The 15,350-nt window shown below is 70.0% G+C and carries 17 protein-coding genes, 1 pseudogene and 1 riboswitch; of the genes and pseudogenes, 10 read left to right on the top strand and 8 right to left on the bottom strand.

Features of this window, described 5'->3' with window-relative positions; all coding sequences use genetic code 11:
• From ASG71_RS09825 to ASG71_RS09815, 3 genes and pseudogenes are all read left to right on the top strand, one after another.
• Positions 1-654 (top strand): annotated as a pseudogene (locus ASG71_RS09825) (lipoyl synthase); the annotation flags it as partial.
• Between the two features lies 1 nt (position 655).
• On the top strand, positions 656-1,315 hold a 660-nt coding region (locus tag ASG71_RS09820; protein ID WP_056738735.1), incomplete at its 5' end, for a lipoyl synthase.
• An 80-nt stretch (positions 1,316-1,395) separates the two neighbouring features.
• Positions 1,396-1,902: a DinB family protein gene (locus ASG71_RS09815; RefSeq protein ID WP_056738462.1), complete on the top strand. Its 507-nt coding sequence runs from the start codon at positions 1,396-1,398 to the stop codon at positions 1,900-1,902.
• A 20-nt stretch (positions 1,903-1,922) separates the two neighbouring features.
• On the opposite strand, the gene ASG71_RS09810 is transcribed toward ASG71_RS09815, so the two are convergent.
• Positions 1,923-2,672 carry a biotin/lipoate A/B protein ligase family protein gene (locus tag ASG71_RS09810; RefSeq protein WP_056738460.1) on the bottom strand — a complete coding sequence of 250 codons (750 nt, stop codon included), beginning with the start codon at positions 2,670-2,672 and terminating at the stop codon, positions 1,923-1,925.
• A gap of 16 nt (positions 2,673-2,688) precedes the next feature.
• Between ASG71_RS09810 and ASG71_RS09805 the strand changes: the two genes are divergently transcribed.
• Positions 2,689-3,072: a DUF2177 family protein gene (locus ASG71_RS09805; RefSeq protein ID WP_056738458.1), complete on the top strand. Its 384-nt coding sequence runs from the start codon at positions 2,689-2,691 to the stop codon at positions 3,070-3,072.
• Positions 3,073-3,124: 52 nt separating this feature from the next.
• On the opposite strand, the gene ASG71_RS09800 is transcribed toward ASG71_RS09805, so the two are convergent.
• A complete protein-coding gene (locus tag ASG71_RS09800) occupies positions 3,125-3,928 on the bottom strand; it encodes a thioesterase family protein (RefSeq protein WP_056738456.1) in 804 nt (267 codons plus the stop codon).
• 170 nt (positions 3,929-4,098) lie between these two features.
• Between ASG71_RS09800 and ASG71_RS09795 the strand changes: the two genes are divergently transcribed.
• Together ASG71_RS09795 and ASG71_RS09790 are read left to right on the top strand one after the other, a co-directional pair.
• Complete coding sequence (locus tag ASG71_RS09795) at positions 4,099-4,809, top strand: endonuclease/exonuclease/phosphatase family protein (RefSeq protein WP_056738733.1); 711 nt, start codon at positions 4,099-4,101, stop codon at positions 4,807-4,809.
• 12 nt (positions 4,810-4,821) lie between these two features.
• The gene (locus ASG71_RS09790; protein WP_056738453.1) at positions 4,822-6,516 is read left to right on the top strand and encodes a SulP family inorganic anion transporter; all 1,695 of its coding nucleotides are present in this window, start codon (positions 4,822-4,824) and stop codon (positions 6,514-6,516) included.
• Between the two features lie 20 nt (positions 6,517-6,536).
• Here the strand turns inward: ASG71_RS09790 and ASG71_RS09785 are convergent, their stop codons facing one another.
• Together ASG71_RS09785 and ASG71_RS09780 are read right to left on the bottom strand one after the other, a co-directional pair.
• Positions 6,537-8,222 carry a DUF5671 domain-containing protein gene (locus ASG71_RS09785; RefSeq protein ID WP_235563964.1) on the bottom strand — a complete coding sequence of 562 codons (1,686 nt, stop codon included), beginning with the start codon at positions 8,220-8,222 and terminating at the stop codon, positions 6,537-6,539.
• Positions 8,219-8,761, bottom strand: coding sequence for a hypothetical protein (locus ASG71_RS09780; protein WP_235563963.1), 543 nt, complete (start codon positions 8,759-8,761; stop codon positions 8,219-8,221). The genes ASG71_RS09785 and ASG71_RS09780 overlap by 4 nt, the downstream gene beginning before the upstream one ends.
• Before the next feature lie 122 nt (positions 8,762-8,883).
• Here ASG71_RS09780 and ASG71_RS09775 point away from each other — a divergent pair, with 122 nt between their 5' ends.
• Both ASG71_RS09775 and ASG71_RS09770 read left to right on the top strand, forming a co-directional pair.
• The gene (locus ASG71_RS09775) at positions 8,884-10,386 is read left to right on the top strand and encodes a DUF5129 domain-containing protein (protein WP_082574996.1); all 1,503 of its coding nucleotides are present in this window, start codon (positions 8,884-8,886) and stop codon (positions 10,384-10,386) included.
• A gap of 156 nt (positions 10,387-10,542) precedes the next feature.
• Positions 10,543-10,920 carry a cupin domain-containing protein gene (locus ASG71_RS09770; RefSeq protein WP_056738450.1) on the top strand — a complete coding sequence of 126 codons (378 nt, stop codon included), beginning with the start codon at positions 10,543-10,545 and terminating at the stop codon, positions 10,918-10,920.
• A 20-nt stretch (positions 10,921-10,940) separates the two neighbouring features.
• Here the strand turns inward: ASG71_RS09770 and ASG71_RS09765 are convergent, their stop codons facing one another.
• Positions 10,941-12,131 carry a type II toxin-antitoxin system HipA family toxin gene (locus tag ASG71_RS09765; protein ID WP_056738448.1) on the bottom strand — a complete coding sequence of 397 codons (1,191 nt, stop codon included), beginning with the start codon at positions 12,129-12,131 and terminating at the stop codon, positions 10,941-10,943.
• Positions 12,131-12,328: a helix-turn-helix transcriptional regulator gene (locus tag ASG71_RS09760; RefSeq protein ID WP_056738437.1), complete on the bottom strand. Its 198-nt coding sequence runs from the start codon at positions 12,326-12,328 to the stop codon at positions 12,131-12,133. Before ASG71_RS09760 ends, ASG71_RS09765 begins: the two co-directional genes overlap by 1 nt.
• Positions 12,329-12,560: 232 nt before the next feature.
• Here ASG71_RS09760 and ASG71_RS09755 point away from each other — a divergent pair, with 232 nt between their 5' ends.
• On the top strand, positions 12,561-13,118 hold the full coding sequence (locus tag ASG71_RS09755; protein ID WP_056738436.1) for a dihydrofolate reductase family protein: 558 nt from the start codon (positions 12,561-12,563) through the stop codon (positions 13,116-13,118).
• Positions 13,119-13,242: 124 nt separating this feature from the next.
• Here ASG71_RS09755 and ASG71_RS09750 read toward each other — a convergent pair whose 3' ends face one another.
• Positions 13,243-14,007: an NlpC/P60 family protein gene (locus ASG71_RS09750; RefSeq protein ID WP_056738435.1), complete on the bottom strand. Its 765-nt coding sequence runs from the start codon at positions 14,005-14,007 to the stop codon at positions 13,243-13,245.
• A 4-nt stretch (positions 14,008-14,011) separates the two neighbouring features.
• Positions 14,012-14,206: riboswitch (cyclic di-AMP (ydaO/yuaA leader) on the bottom strand.
• A 219-nt stretch (positions 14,207-14,425) separates the two neighbouring features.
• On the opposite strand from ASG71_RS09750, the gene ASG71_RS09745 reads away from it, so the two are divergent.
• Positions 14,426-14,650: a hypothetical protein gene (locus tag ASG71_RS09745; protein WP_235563962.1), complete on the top strand. Its 225-nt coding sequence runs from the start codon at positions 14,426-14,428 to the stop codon at positions 14,648-14,650.
• A gap of 41 nt (positions 14,651-14,691) precedes the next feature.
• Here ASG71_RS09745 and ASG71_RS09740 read toward each other — a convergent pair whose 3' ends face one another.
• Positions 14,692-15,330 (bottom strand): DNA alkylation repair protein, encoded by a 639-nt coding sequence (locus ASG71_RS09740; RefSeq protein ID WP_056738433.1) that lies wholly within the window; start codon positions 15,328-15,330, stop codon positions 14,692-14,694.
• Positions 15,331-15,350: the final 20 nt, after the last annotated feature.

Here is a 15,350-nt window from a genome sequence, read left to right as displayed (position 1 = left end):
TGACCCTGGCACCAGAAGGCCGGAAGCTGCTGCGCATCGAGCAGCGCAACGCGGCCACCCCGGTGGAACGCAAACCGGAATGGATCAAAGCCAAAGTCCAGATGGGCCCGGAATTCGTCCAGCTCAAAAACCTGGTCAAAAAAGAAGGCCTCCACACCGTCTGCGAAGAGGCCGGCTGCCCCAACATCTTCGAATGCTGGGAAGACAAGGAAGCGACCTTCCTGATCGGCGGCTCCGAATGCACCCGCCGCTGCGACTTCTGCCAGATCGACACCGGCAAACCCTCCCCCGTGGACATGTTCGAACCCACCAAGGTCGCCCGCTCGGTCCAGTCCATGCAGCTGCGCTACGCCACCGTCACCGGCGTCGCCCGCGACGACCTCGCCGACGAAGGCGTCTGGCTCTACGCCGAAACCGTCCGCAAAATCCACGAACTGAACCCCGGCACCGGCGTCGAACTCCTGATCCCCGACTTCTCCGGCAAACCCGAACACATCGCCGCGATCTGCGATTCCAAACCCGAAGTCTTCGCCCACAACGTCGAGACCGTCCCCCGGATCTTCAAACGCATCCGCCCCGCGTTCCGCTACGAACGCTCCCTGGACGTCATCACCCAGGGCCGGAACCTCGGCATTGACGCCGCGGACCTACTGCNTACGCCACCGTCACCGGCGTCGCCCGCGACGACCTCGCCGACGAAGGCGTCTGGCTCTACGCCGAAACCGTCCGCAAAATCCACGAACTGAACCCCGGCACCGGCGTCGAACTCCTCATCCCCGACTTCTCCGGCAAACCCGAACACATCGCCGCGATCTGCGATTCCAAACCCGAAGTCTTCGCCCACAACGTCGAGACCGTCCCCCGGATCTTCAAACGCATCCGCCCCGCGTTCCGCTACGAACGCTCCCTGGACGTCATCACCCAGGGCCGSAACCTCGGCATGGTCACCAAATCCAACCTCATCCTGGGCATGGGCGAGACCCGCGAGGAGATCTCCGAGGCCCTCCGCGACCTGCACGAGGCCGGCTGCGACCTGATCACCATCACCCAGTACCTGCGCCCCTCCCAACGCCACCTCCCCGTGGACCGCTGGGTCAAACCACAGGAATTCGTGGACCTCCAGCAGGAAGCGGACGAGATCGGCTTCCTCGGCGTCATGTCCGGGCCCCTCGTCCGCTCCTCCTACCGCGCCGGCCGGCTCTGGGCCACCGCAATGCGCAAAAAAGGCTGGGAAATCCCCGCCGAACTCGCCCACATCGAATCCTCCGGCAGCACCCGGCAGGAAGCCAGCTCACTCCTCGCCGCCCACTCCTGACGTCCACGCGACAATCGCCTGAGGTCCTAAGCGGCCCCGGCCCGGCCCCGGCGCGGCCGGTCCGGCTAGGCTGTGGCGCTATGAGCACCAATCCCAGCATGGACCCGGGTATCTTCGCCGCGGGGATCCGGCCGCAGTTCGACGCTTTCCTCGACGAGCACCGGGCCGCCCTGCACGACTGCCTCGACGGGCTGAGCGAAGCGGAGGCCCGGGCTGCGCTGGTGCCCTCGCGCACGACGCTGCTGGGCCTGGTCAAGCACGCCGCGTTCGTGGAAAAGGTCTGGTTTGACGAGGCCGTCACGCGCCGGACCCGGCAGGAGATCGGCATTCCGGCGACCCCGGATGAATCGTTCATCTTGGAGCCGGGCGACACGATCGCCGGCGTCCAGGCCGCGTACCGTGAGGCCTGCAGCGCCTCCCGGGCCCGGACGTCGGCGCCGGGGCTGGACGACCTGGTCACCGGCAACCGCCGCGGGCCCCTGCCGCTGAGGTGGGTCTACCTGCACATGCTGCGGGAACTCGCGCAGCACTGCGGGCACGCGGACATCCTTCGCGAACAGGTCCTCGCGGCGCGCAGGACCGGCTGAGCCTCTGGCTGGACCCCGGGTCAGGCCAGCAGGGTGCCGAAGTCGCCGTCGTTCAAGGACGCGTAGCGGCCGTACGCGGCCAGGACGGCGTCCTCGACTCGCTGCACGTCAATTCCGGGCACCAGGTCGTCGGCGGCGCCCGCCGTCGCCGGATCCCACTCCAGGCCCAGCGCCGCATAGCTGGCCTCCAGTACGGCCCTGATGGGCGCCGAGTCCTGCACGATGATCACCGAGCTGAACAGCCACCCGCCGGAAACCACCCGCTGGGCGGTACCGATGAGCTTGATCCGGTGGGCGGGGTCGGCGGCGTCAGTTCCGTGCACGCTGAACTCCCCCGGGCAATACTCACCGGGGATCTCGCCGACGCCGGCCGCCACGCCGGCGTCGCGCAGCGCCTGGGCCAGCAGTTCGCCGAAGAAGGAGAAGCGGCCCTTGGCCCCGGCGATCGCGTCGGCGTCCGGTTCCAGCTGGTCGATCACGAGCGTGCCCTGGTGGTAGGCGGCGGCCCGGCCGCCGGCCTTTCGCACCAGCGGTTCAAACCCCAGCTCCCGGCAGGCCTGCGCCGCGGCGTCGAAACCCGGCAGGTGGGTGTCCCGCTGGCCGAACGCGACTGTGGGTTCGGGACGGTACAGCCGCAGCATCGGGCCTTGCGCGCCGGTCTTGACCCGCTGCAGCAGCTCCAGGGCGAAGTCCAGGTCCTGCGCGGCGCCGAGGGACTCCTGCTGCCGGTACACGGTCAGGGTCCGGGGTCCGGCCGCGGCCTGCTGCATGTTGTTATGCTCCCTTATGGTCATTCTGCAATTCCTGGTGGTAGCCGCCGCGTTCGCCGTGATCGACGCCATCTGGCTGAAGTCCATGAGCAAGTTCTACCGCCGGCATCTGGGCCACCTGATGGCGGACAAGCCCCATCTAGGGTACGCCGTCGTGTTCTACGTGCTGTACATCGCGGGGATCGTTTTCTTTGCCCTCCGCCCGGCGCTCGACGGCGGCAGCTGGCTGACCGCACTGGGATACGGCGCCGCCCTCGGCGGCTTCGCCTACGCCACCTATGACCTCACCAACGCCGCCACGCTGAAGAACTGGCCGCTGGCGATCGTCGTCGTCGACATCGCATGGGGCATAGTCCTGACCGGTGCCGCCACGCTCATCGGCTGGCTGGTGTTCCACTAGGCTCCCGGCCGGCCGCGCCGCCTGTCCCGGCCGGCCTCAGCCAGCCCCGTTCTCAGGATTTGCGCAGCGTCAGGATCTGCTCGGCACGGCCGAACGGTCCCTGCAGGTCGTGCAGCACGGTCGAAGTCAGGCCGATGCCGTCCGTGCCGAACGAGACCTCGTTGTCCAGGCCCAGCCATTCCCCCTCGGGCCGCCGGTACATGTGGATCTGCAGGTCAAGGTTGGGGAAGGCGTAGCTGCCCTTGCCCGGCGGCACCCGCGCCGCGATGCCGTTGGCAGTGTCTACCAGCCCGACCAGCCGGGCCAGGTCGCTGCTGTCCGCCCGGTCCGTCAGCGGGTGCTCGGTGTGCAGCCAGACCGTGCCGGAACCGGCGCGGTGCCCCTCAGCGATGCGCATCTGCAGCGAGGCGATGTACCCGCCGGGCCAGACCTGCGCGGCGTCGTACGGCTCGCAGTCCTCCGGCGCCGGGATCCGCGGATCCTCGATGGCGGCGACGGCGGAGGTGTCGGAGGTGATCATCCGCCAGGCCGTGGCCCGGATCGCCACCCGGCCGCCGGCAACGAGTTCTGCCTGCAGCAGTTCGATGGTCCGTCCGGGGCGCAGCGTGGTGGTGGTGACCTCGAATTCCCCGCCCGGGATCAGGCCCAGGATTTCGTAGCTGATCCGGGCCATCCGCATGTCGTCGCGCGGCTCGTGCCGGGCCAGGCAGTCGGCCATGATGCCCGACGCCGGCGCCATGTGCTGTTCGTGCGCGTTCCAGGCGCCCTGGGCGTGGATGGTGGAGCGGAAGCGCCCGTCGCCCAGCACCTCGTAGTAGAAGTCGCCCTCGGCGAGCACCGGTAGTTCAGCAGTCAACGTCGACCCTTTCGCCGCACCAAATCAGAGAATCTTCACCACCCTACCGCTCCGGCGGACGTCGCCCGGAACCGCGGCACAGCACGGCACAGTTCCCTCCGGGCGGCCGGGACTGGGTAGACTCGGAAACAGGTTTACCCCGACTATGCTGCGAAGAGGTGCTCCCCCTGATCCGAGTCATCAGTTACAACCTCCGCAAACACAAGGCCAGCGGCGAACTTGAGGCGCTGGCCCGCGATTACGACATCGATGCCCTGTGCCTGCAGGAGTGCGACACCGAAGACCTGCCCGAAAGCATCGCCGGCCTCCACCTTGCCGACGCCACGCGCGGCAACCGGTTGGGCCTGGCGATCTATTACCGCAAGGAACGCTTCACCGCCGGCGAGACCAAGACGTTCGCTTTGAAAAAGTCGCTGCACGACCGTGTGCTGGCACCGGCCCACGAGCGGCTCATCGGCACCCGGGTGGTGGATAACGAGACGGACCACGACCTGGTCATCGCCTCCTTCCATGCGGCGCCGCTTACGGCGTCGAACTCGTTGCGCCGCAACCAGATCCACGCCGCGCACGCGGAGCTGCTGAGCATGGGCGGCGGGCTCATGACGCTCATGGTCGGCGATTTCAACTACCCGTTCTTCACCGAGTACCTCACCCAGCAGATGAAGGACGCCGGCTACGAGCTCTCACTCAGCGACCGCCGGACCTACACCCGCTACAAGGTTTTCAAGGGCCACTTCGACTTCGCGACGTCCCAGGGCCTCATGATTGAGAGTGTCGAAACGCTGCCGCGCGGCGCATCCGACCACCTCCCCATCCTCATTTCGGCGGAGTACGGCCAGGACGCGCCCGGATCGGTGAGCGGGCCGGAAACCGGCACCTAAGCCGGTGCCGCCGTGCCGCGCCGCTGGACCCTGAAGGCACCGCCCGGACTCAGGATTGTCCTGGACTACCGGCGGGCCTGGCTTCCGGCCGACCTCGCCGCGGGAGCCGCCCTGAGCGCGGCGCTGATCCCCGCCGGCATGGCCTACGCCGAAGCGGCCGGGCTGCCGGCAGTCTCGGGCCTCTACGCCTCGGTGGTTCCGCTGCTGGTGTACGCGGTCTTCGGCCCTTCCCGGGTCCTGATCGTGGGGCCGGATTCTTCCTTGGTGCCGATGATCGCGGCGGCGGTCCTGCCCCTGGCCGCCGGCAATCCCGGCCATGCCGTTGCGCTGGCCGGGGTTCTCTCGGTGCTGATCGGCCTGATCCTGGTCGCCGGCCGGTTACTTAGGCTGGGGTTCGTCACCGGCCTGCTGTCCAAACCCATCCGGGTGGGCTACCTGAACGGCATCGCGCTGGTGGTCATCGCCAGCCAGGTGCCGCGGCTCTTCGGACTCCCGGCCGAGGGCGGCAGCCCCGCCGACGCCGTCGCGGCAACCGTCCGGGGACTGGCCCAGGGCGCGGCCCACCCGGTCGCGCTGCTGTTCGGCGCCGGCAGCATCACGATCATCCTGGCCTGCCGGGCCCTGCCCTGGAAGGTTCCCGGCGTGCTGCTCGCCGTGCTGGCGGCGGTGGCGGCCACCGCCGCGGTCGGCTCCGACGCCGTCGGCCCCGTGGTGGGCGCGCTGCCGCCGGGTCCTCCGGCGCCGGAGCTGGGCAGCGTCCGGGCCGCCGAAGTGCTGGCGCTCCTCGGCCCTGCCGCCGGGATCGCGCTGATCGCCTTCGCCGACACGTCCGTGCTCTCCAAGTCCTTGGCGCGGCGGGACGGCACCCATGTGGACGGCAACCAGGAGATGGGTGCCCTTGGCCTGGCAAACGCCGCCTGCGGGCTGCTGGGCGGCTTCCCCGTCTCCGGCAGCGCCTCCCGCACCCCGGTGGCCCTGCAGGCGGGAGCCAGGACCCCGGTGAGCGGGCTGACCGCTGCGGCGCTCGTGGTGCTGTTCATGGTGGCCGCGCCCGGAGTCACCGCTTACCTGCCCTCCAGCACGCTCGCCGCCGTCGTGATCGTCGCGGCCGCGTCGATCATCGATGTCCGGACCCTGGTGCGGCTGGTCAGGATGAGCCGGACCGAGACGGCGCTGCTGCTCGCAACGTTCCTCGGCGTCGCCTTCGTCGGCGTCCTGGAGGGCGTGGTGGTGGCGATCGGCTTGTCGCTGATGGTCTTCGTCCTGCGCGCCTGGGATCCGTACCGCACCGAACTGGGCAGCGTCCGCGGCAGGCCCGGCTACCACGACCTGAGCCGGCACCCGGAGGGCAGCCGCGTGCCCGGCCTGGTGATCGCGCGTTTCGACGCCCCGCTGTTCTTCGCCAACGGCGCCGTCTTTGCCGAGCACATCCGGAACCTCGTGGCGCAGTCCCCCGGCCCGGTCCGCTGGGTGCTGGTGGCCTCGGAGGCCATTACGGACCTGGACACCACCGCCCTCGATGACCTCGTGGAACTCGACGACGAACTCGCCCGCCAGGGCATCAGCCTGGTGTTCGCGGAGATGAAGGGGCCGATCAAGGACCGACTGCTCCGCTTCGGCGTCAGCGGCCGGTTCGGTCCGGACCACTTCTACCCCACCGTGCACAACGCGGTCCGGTCCTACCGGCGCCGGTTCGACCTTCCGTGACGGGTAGTCCGTCACCGGTATCAGCCCCGGAGCGGAATGACCTCCACCCGGCCGCCGGGGCCGGCGACCACCAGGACCCGCTTCGCGCTCACGCCCGCCAGCGCCTCCGCAACGCGGCCGGCGTCGACACCCGGGCCGGCGGCGATGCCCGGTTCGGGAGCTCCGCCGTCGGCCCGGTTCCAGACAGTCACCGCCGCCCCGGTGTGTTCCTCGATGCTGCGGCGCAACCGGCCTGCGTCCTCGCCGGCCACCAGGATCACGTGGCCGATCGTGCGCCTGCGCCCGGCCGCGGCGGCTGTCAGCCGGGACCTGTCCTGCCGCCAGACGGCGAAGTGGTAGCCGGCGGCCAACCCCGTGGCCACCAGCAGCCCCAGCGGCGCGCGGATCCGGTCCACCAGGCTGCCCCCGGTCACGTCGCCGAGGAAGAACTCGAAGATGCGGTAGCCGATCACCAGCAGGGCCACCAGGGCCACCATGGCGCTGAGGCCGAAGACCGCGACCAGGTAGACACGCCGGCCCGCCGGCACCGCGGTGTCCGTCCGGTGCTGCCGCGCGGGCCGCCACGCCAGCCACCAGACGCAGCCGCCCACGGCGAGGGAGCTCAGGCCGCCAAGGAGCAGCGTCCGGGCGTTCCCGCCGGCCAGCGGGGAGACGGCGATGGACAAGGCGGCGTTCACCACCACACCGATGCCGGTCGCGGCCACCGCCAGTGCGACACCGGAGGTCACCAGCGCCCCGGCCTGACGCGTGCGTTCGGAACGCCCGGCCGCCTGGGTGCGGTAGTAGCGCCAGACCAGGGCGCCGACGGCGGCGCCGGCGATAGCGAGGCCCAGGGGTTCCAGCAGGACCATCAGGGAATCCTGCCGGTCACACGCGAGCCGCAGCAGCACGAAGAGAATGGCGCCGGCGCCGGTCAGCGCCAGCACACCCGTCGCCATCACCCCCACGACCACCAGCCCGACGTCGGCGAAGCCGGCCTTGAGGCGCCTGGCCCCGCCGCGGAACCAGTGCCACCACCAGACCAGGGCACCGCCGCCCGCCCAGATCAGGTCGCGAAGGGTGCTGTGCCACCAGGGATCCACGGTCGAGGTCAGCTCCATCGAGCCGCGGATCGCCACATCCAGCAGCCCGCCGAGGGCGGTGACCGCGGCGCCCACGCCAAGGGCCAGGCCGAAGTAGGTGCCGACCACGGCAGGGACGGTCGAGAGCTCGAGCGGGCCGCGGCCGGGGTGGCGCCACATCCTGCGGTGCCACCCCCAGACCAGGGCCCAGACCAGCCCGACGGACAGCGACGAACGCCATTCCGGGTTCCGGGCGCCCACGAACGAGGCCGCCGTCGACAGCAGGGCTGTGACGGACATGATCAGGGAATACGAATAGACCGCCGCGACGTAGAGGCCCCACGACGGCGCCGCCCGCTCTGCCTCCTCGTCCAGCCGGCGCCAGATAAACCACCAGAGCAGGGCAGCCAGCGGGCCGCCGATCAGGGTGAACGCCAGGGACAGGGCCAGCCCCTCGATGCCTTCCCCGGCGAGGACCTGCCCCGCGCGCAGGAACCGCTCCAGGAGACCGCTGAGGCCGTTGGCGGCAATCATCACCAGGGCAAAGAGCAGGATAAAGACAACGAGGCGCCGGACCTTCGCCTGGGCGGAGCCCGGCGCCTGGGCCGGGTGTACTTTTACCGTGCTCACTTTTTCGGCGCTCATTTCTTGGGCACCAGGGACGTGCAGGTCTGCAGGCTGTAGGGCAGGTCGTTGATCAGCCAGGTACCACCGCTCTTGACCAGTCCGATGGCGGCCTCTTCGGCGTACTCGGCCGGGCCGAACGGGCCTTCGCCGGTGCCGCGGACGATGGACACCCGGACGGTTGCTGTTTCCCCGCGCTCCGTCGTCGAGATCAGGACCACGCTGCTGGCCTGGGCCTTACCGTAGTAGTTGTCGCACCGGGAGCGGGCGTCGGCGCTCAGGTACGCGCCGGCGGCGGCGGCATCGCCCTCGATCACCGCCTTGCTGTAGCGTTGCACCACCCCGGCCGGCGAGCCCGGATCCAGCTCCGGGGCTTCCCCCCGGAGGAACACGACCGCAAGGGCGACGACGACCAGGACTCCGATGGCCGCCACGATGCCGAGCAGTACCTTATCCGGCCGGTGGCGGCCCTCACCCGGTACTGCAGCGCCCGGCGCTGCGGCATCCGGGCCGGGCGCCGCCCCTGCGGCGGTTCGGGGGTCCGGGGGCGGCTGGCTCATGCCGTCATTATGCAGGGCCGCAGGAGTTACGTCACGGTGTCTTTCGGCCCGGACCGCCGCCCCGAGGACGTCGCCGGCACGGGCGTCGACGGCACGGGCGGCAGCAACTACTCTGGGGACCCATGGGGACGCACCGGCATCTGGGGAACTCGCACCACCACCTTGACAGCACCGCGAGCACCGCGGCGCGGCTGCTGCTGTTCGTGATCGGCCTGGCAGCCCTGCTGATCGGTCCGGCGCCGGCGGCGCTCGCCGTTCCGCCCACCGACGTCGTCGTGGAAGACCGGGCCGGGGTCCTGGACCGCAACAGCCTGCTGCCGGCGGTGCGCGGCATCGACTTTTACGAACCGACGAAGGTGGCCGTATACACCTACAACGGCACGGCGGCGGACAACCTGAATGAAGAGGTCCTGCGCTTTGCCCGGGCCCAGCACCCGGAGTGGATCAGCGCCGACGGGCAGAAGTGGGCGGACGGGCTCTTCATCTTCGCCCTGGACCCGGTGGGCCGGCACGTCGGCACCTACATGGGCGAGGACCGGAAGGTGTCCCTGGAGCAGCGCAGCGAGATCCAGGATGCCTCGAAGGAACTGCTCCGGGATGCCCAATGGACGGACGGGACGATTGCCGGCATCCGGCGGGGCGCGGAACTGATCAACCAGCCGTGGTACCGCTCGACGGCATTCCTGGCCACGGCCGGGACCGCGGTTGGCGTCACGGCAGCCGGCGCCGGCACCTGGCTGCTGGTGCGCTGGCGCACGCGGGTGGGCGCCCGCCGGGAGATTGCCCGTGCCGACGAGGACTACGCGGAGGTCAGCATGGACCTTCAGGTCACCGAGCTGAACGCCGGTACCATCCCCGACTCCTCCCGGTACGGCAGCACCGTCCTGGAGAAACACCGCACCTTCCTCAGCCGCTACAACACTGCCACCGGGCTCTCCAACCAGGTCCACGCGCTGACAAAGCGGCAGCTCGGCCGGCAGTCGAGCCTCGCGCTGGCCCGCCGGTTCGCCGACGCGGCGGCCGAGCTTGACGCCCTCGACGATGTCATCGCCGACACCAACGCCCTGCTGAACCGGGCCTCCGGCTGGGCGGCGGCCTGGGACCGGCAGCTCGCGCCGTTCCGCGCCGACCTGGCCGGCATTGAAGGCATGCTCGCCAAGAGCCACGGTGAGGGCAGCTCCGCCACGGCCGCCGCCCTGCGGTCGTTCCGCGACCGCAGCCAGCGCGAGATGGAACGCTGGACGGCGGACTTGTCCGAGGGCGCCATCAGCCCCGAAACGGCCCTCGACCGGCTGCGCGACGCCAGGACCGAACTCTCAGAACTGCTCAAGAGCCATGCGGACACGGTGATCGCCGGCTACGCCAGGAACGGGCGGGAGGCCGAGCTCATGCGCAAGAAGATGGAGGAGGCGCAGGCCGGGACGGCCAGGCGGCAGCGGCGCAGCTACGAGCCCAGCATCCTGGGCACCGTGTACCCCTCCTACTACTTCTTCTCGGTCCCCAGTTTCACGACCGGAGTCAGCTCCGGGGTCTCCAGTGTCAGCTCGGCCCGGGGCGGCAGCACCACGGGCTACGGGGGCAGCGGCGGCAGCTTCTCGGGCTCGGGAAGTTCGTCCAGCTTCTGAGAAAAATCTGCCTCGACAAGGAACCTGAGGGCGAGGATCGTTGGCTCCGTAGGCAGTCCTGTTCCTGGTCCACGGCACGCCGGACACCATCCGCCGTCGTGCGCCGGGGTCGATCAATCCCTATCCACAATGCATGGTTCGAAAAGAGGGAGTGCAATGTCCGCAAACGTTGTCACCCAGCTGCAGGTTAAGTCCCACAACTCCCCCGACGAGAAACGCCGCCCCGACAAGACCGAGGTGGACATCGTGTCCGTCGGCGACTACACGATCGGAAGGCTGAGCTTCGAGCCGGGCTGGCGCTGGTCCGACTGCATCAAACCCGTGGTGAACACGGACATGTGCCAGAACAGCCACGTGGGGTTCTGCGTTTCCGGACAGCTGACGGTGGAAACCGCCGACGGCGGCCGCATTAGCATTGCCGCCGGCGATTCCTACACCATTCCGCCGGGCCACGACGCCTGGGTGGAGGGCTCGGAGGGCTTCGTGGGGATCGAGTTCCTCAGCGCCGCCGACTTCGCCAAGTCAGCGGAGTAGACCGGGCGCCTCCGGGGTGGTCAGCCAAGTTCCCGGCGCCTGAACCGCAGTTCACGTTGGGCCCCCCGCAAGGGCGAGCCGGTGAACGGCAGCTGGTCCAGCCGGATGCCCTCCGCTGCCGCCAGCGCCGTCCGGTTGGCGGCCGCGGCGGCCCGCCCCGGCAGGCCCAGGCTGTCGGCGAACTCCGCCCAGTGCCGTGCCTTTAGGTTCCTGGTCTTTCCTGCCACCGGCAGGGCCAGGGTTTCGTCACCGTAGAGCAGGGTGCACGGGACGTCGTAGACCGGGGCCATGACGAATCCGGCGGGGCTGCCGAGGACGGCCAGGTTCTTGGCGTGCAGGTCACCGTTGCCGGTCAGCCAGGCAAAGACGAACTGGAGGTACAGGTTCCGGCTGGCCACGACCGGCGCCCGGCACACCCGGGCCAGGGCCGCGGCAACCGCCTCCCCGTCCACTCCGTACTTGGCCGCGGGCGGCAGGCCGAGCACCTGGCTGCCGTCCTCAAGCGGCAGCCTGCGCCACGTCCCGTCGGCGCCCCTGACCCGGTCGAACCGTTCGACGAGGAGCCCGGCCAGCCCGTTCCGGTCCGCGATCACGGAACTCTTCGCCACCGGGATCTTCAACGCCCTGGCTCCGGCCAAGTGGGCGGCCTCGTTCTCCACCAGGTGCGGATGTTCCGGCGGGTCGAGCTTGAGCAGGTAGCGGTGCCCCCGCAGCGCCAGCGGGGTGGTCAGCATGGAGGCGCTGGTCTTGCGCTGCACCCCGGGGATGCCGTGCAGGTCCACTGCGTTGGCCAGAAAGGAGAAATCCAGTTCCTCGGGGCGGGACGTGTCGGCCAGCGCCGCCGGCTCCGTCGGCGGCTCGCCGGCCGGGACCACCTGGACGTCGCCGGGAACGTCGGCGCCGACGGCGAGGAGCAGGGTGAGTTCGTCGTCGAAGCTGGTCTTCGTCGCATTCTTCAGCACGGTGAGCCGGTGCCCCTCGGGGAGCAGACCTGCGAAGAACGCAGGCAGGGCGCCAGCGGGGGCTTCGACCGCAGCGTCGGAGACCGGCAGGGAAAACGCGACGGCGGGGTTTCCGCCGGAGGTGTAATCCTCGCGGTAGGTGAACCGCACTCCCCCGGTGCCCGTCCGGGCCAGGTGGCCGGCCAGCACGCCGTCCTTGTAGACGTCCGCCGCTCGGACAAACCTGAGGTCTCGAAGCTCTGCGGCCATCAGGACACCGTCACGGCCAGGCCCAGGACGTTGGCCACGGCCACCACGGCGTGCAGTGACGGATTGCCGGTGCCGGTTTCGATGGCGCGCACGGTGCGTTCGGACGTTCCGGCCAGGTGGGCCAGGTCTTCCTGCGTCAGGCCCGCCTCCCTGCGCGTCCGGCGGACCGCCCCGGCGATTCCGGCAATGTCGTCCACGCTCGTTCCCCTTCCGTCCGGCAGGCCCCGCGGCCTCCGGCATCATCCTGCCGGTTTTGCCCTTATAGTCCTACCATCATGGACCGAACCGACCGATTCGGCAATATTCTGCCGGATGAGTCAGCGCGTCAGGCTTTGGGAGCCGCCACGAGCCCGGAACGGCAGGATCCTGCCGGATTCGCTGACGACGGCGCCCCTACCGGGACCCCCGGGCCGGGCGTAGGCTCGGCCCATGCGAAAGATCATCATGGCCGTGCAGGTCTCACTCGACGGGTTCTTTGAGGGACCCGGCCGGGACATCGGCTGGCACCGGGTCGACGAAGAGCTGCACAGCCACTTCAACGAGCAGCTGCGGACGATGGGGGCCTTCCTGGACGGGCGGGTCACCTATGAGCTGATGGCCGGCTACTGGCCGGCGGCCGACCAGGATCCGGCAAGCACCCCGGCCGAGGCGGAGTTCGCACGGATCTGGCGGGACATGCCCAAGTACGTGTACTCCCGGACCCTGCAGGCGGCCGGCTGGAACACCACGGTGGTGCGCGACGTCGTCGCCGCCGATGTCCTGGCGTTGAAGCAGAGCCCCGGCGGGGATCTGGCACTGGGCGGGGCCGAGCTGGCCGACAGCTTCCGCCGCCTCGGGTTGATCGACGAATACTGGATCTACGTCCATCCGGTTTTGCTGGGGAGCGGCCGGCCGCTGTTCAAGACCGCCGCGGACAGGACGGAGCTGACGCTGGCCGGCACCAGGGCGTTCGGCAACGGGGTGGTTCTGCTCCGCTACACCAGCTGAGCGGCACACTCCGACGGCGTTCACCCCGCGGCACCCGCCCTGGCACGCGAAAGCCGGTGGCCGGCTGCCCTGGGCAGCCGGCCACCGGCTTTGAAAGAGGCGCGTGCGCCGCTCTGCGCGGTGGTTATGCTCCGGCGCGGACGAAGGTCACGCCGCCGGTGGCGGTCAGCCAGGACAGCGGGTGCTTGATCGTCTGGTTGGAACCGTTCATGCCGCCACTGATGGCCTGGCCGTCGCCGGCGTAGATGGCAACGTGGCCGGACTGGACGATCATGTCGCCGGGCTGGGGGGTGCTCACGACCTTGCCGTAGTTCATGAACTGCTGCGGACCGAGGTCGCCCACCGGGATGCCGGCAGCGCCAAGGGCCTTCTCCACCATGGCGGTGCAGTCCTGGGTGATGCCGATCTGGCTGTAGGCGGCGGACAGCATGGCGGCGTTCACGCCGCCGGCCTTCGGGGCAGGAGCCGCGGTGGCCTTCGCCTGGACCGTGATCGCCGGCGCAGCCGGAGCGGCAACGGGGGCAGCAGCCGGAACGGCCGGGGCGGGAACAGCTGCGGGGGCCGCAGCCACCGGCTTCGGCTGCTCGATCACGGGTGCCGGCGTGGTGGCCACTGCCGGCCGGTCGAAGCTGATCTGCACAGCAGAATCAGCGGTGACGGGCGTCGAGACCTTGCTGTCGACGTCGACCTTGGAGGCCGGGGCGGAGTCACGTTCGGCCGGAGCTGCGGTGGCCGCCTGGGCTGCCATGCCGCTGGTAAGGACGAGGCCGGAAGCCGCGAAGAGTACGGCGGCCTGGCGGCCGATGGTGCCCGGTTTGACCGAAAACGCTGCGGCCCGTCCGGCGGTGGCGTCGGAACGATGGCGTGCAGAAGTAGTGCTTGAAGACATGAATGTAGCCTCTCCCAATGCCTGCGAGGTGAGCTGTCGGATTCGGATGGGAGGCACCCGGCCGCTGGCCCGTGAGAACAGGCACTGCGCGGCTTCACCCCAAGGCCGGCATAACGCCAGGCCAAAAGTGGTTTCCCCGTCTCTGCCAGATGGTTGCATTCGGATCCCGGGCCGCGGCAGAGTTAGGCAATCGGCTCAGGAGCGCCCGTATCGGATACAAACAGGCACCCATCCACGGTAACGTCATCAGGCCGTAATGTCACATTCAGATAACGGGGTCCGTGTCCTGCGGGCTTTCCGGCCGGGCGTCCGGGCCAAAAACCCCTAGGGGGCCGGCGGCCGTGCGCCTAGCATGGCAGCACCCAGATTTCCGGAGCGGAGGCCCGAGATGTCCAGCCCGTGCGTTGCGATTTGCCAATTGAGCGACCCGGCCCAGCCGGACTTAGATGTCAACACCGAACTGCTTGTCCTCGAGGACAATGAGACCCACGTCTTGACCTGGGATGCCGAGCCGCGCGACGGCGGCTTCGACGTCCACGTCCTCAATGACCGGGTGGACGCGCTCGGGTTCATGGTCCTCGCCGACTGGCAGTTCCTCGACGGAAAAGCCTATGCCGTGGTGGAGCGCCGGCCCGGCCGGTAGCGCCTCCGCTGCCCGGTGGCCTAGGCGCCGTGCCCGGGCGGCTAGGCGCTGCGGTGCCGGCCGAAGGCGCTGCGGACGACCGCCACCGCCTCCGCCACGGGGTCATCGGGCCCCGGCGCGGCCGCCGTCGCCGTCCCCGCCTGCGCAAGGCCTGCCTGCCGGCGGAAGCGGTCCCAGTCGCCTCGGCCGGCCCGCACCTCGCGCAGCGGGGCGAGCAGGGCGGCGCGCCGGAGCCAGGCGTCCGGGTCCTGCAGCCAGCGCCCAAGGACAGCCTCGGCCCGGGCCCGGGGCTGGCCCTTCAGCTCCGCGACCAGCGGCCCGACGACGTCGACGGCGAGCGCGTCGGCCAGTTCGCGCAGGTGCGCGCCGCGGAGGAAGCCCTCGATCCGGGTCAGGTCCGTGTTGTCCAGCACAGCGAGCCGGGACTGCAGCAGCACAACGGCGGCAAGCCGGCGCTCGAAGACGGGCACCGCCCACAGTTCGGAGCTGAGCGCGGTGACGCCGTCGTGGTCCAGGTCCCGGTAGCGGCGAAGCGCGTCCCGGACCGTGCCGCGGACGGCGCCCACGGAGGCGCCGTAGGCCCGCAGGTGGGACCCGAAGCGGGCCTGCGCCTCCTCTGCCCGCTGCCAGGAGCTTTCCCGTTGCAGCGCCGTGTCAATGAACTCCCCGGGCCCGCTCATGGCTCCATTCTGCCCGGTGG

The sequence above is a fragment of the Arthrobacter sp. Soil763 genome, from assembly GCF_001428365.1.
In the GTDB taxonomy this organism is placed as follows: Bacteria; Actinomycetota; Actinomycetes; order Actinomycetales; family Micrococcaceae; genus Arthrobacter.
Note: the sequence above shows the minus strand (reverse complement) of the source record. Positions and strands in the feature narration are given on the sequence as shown.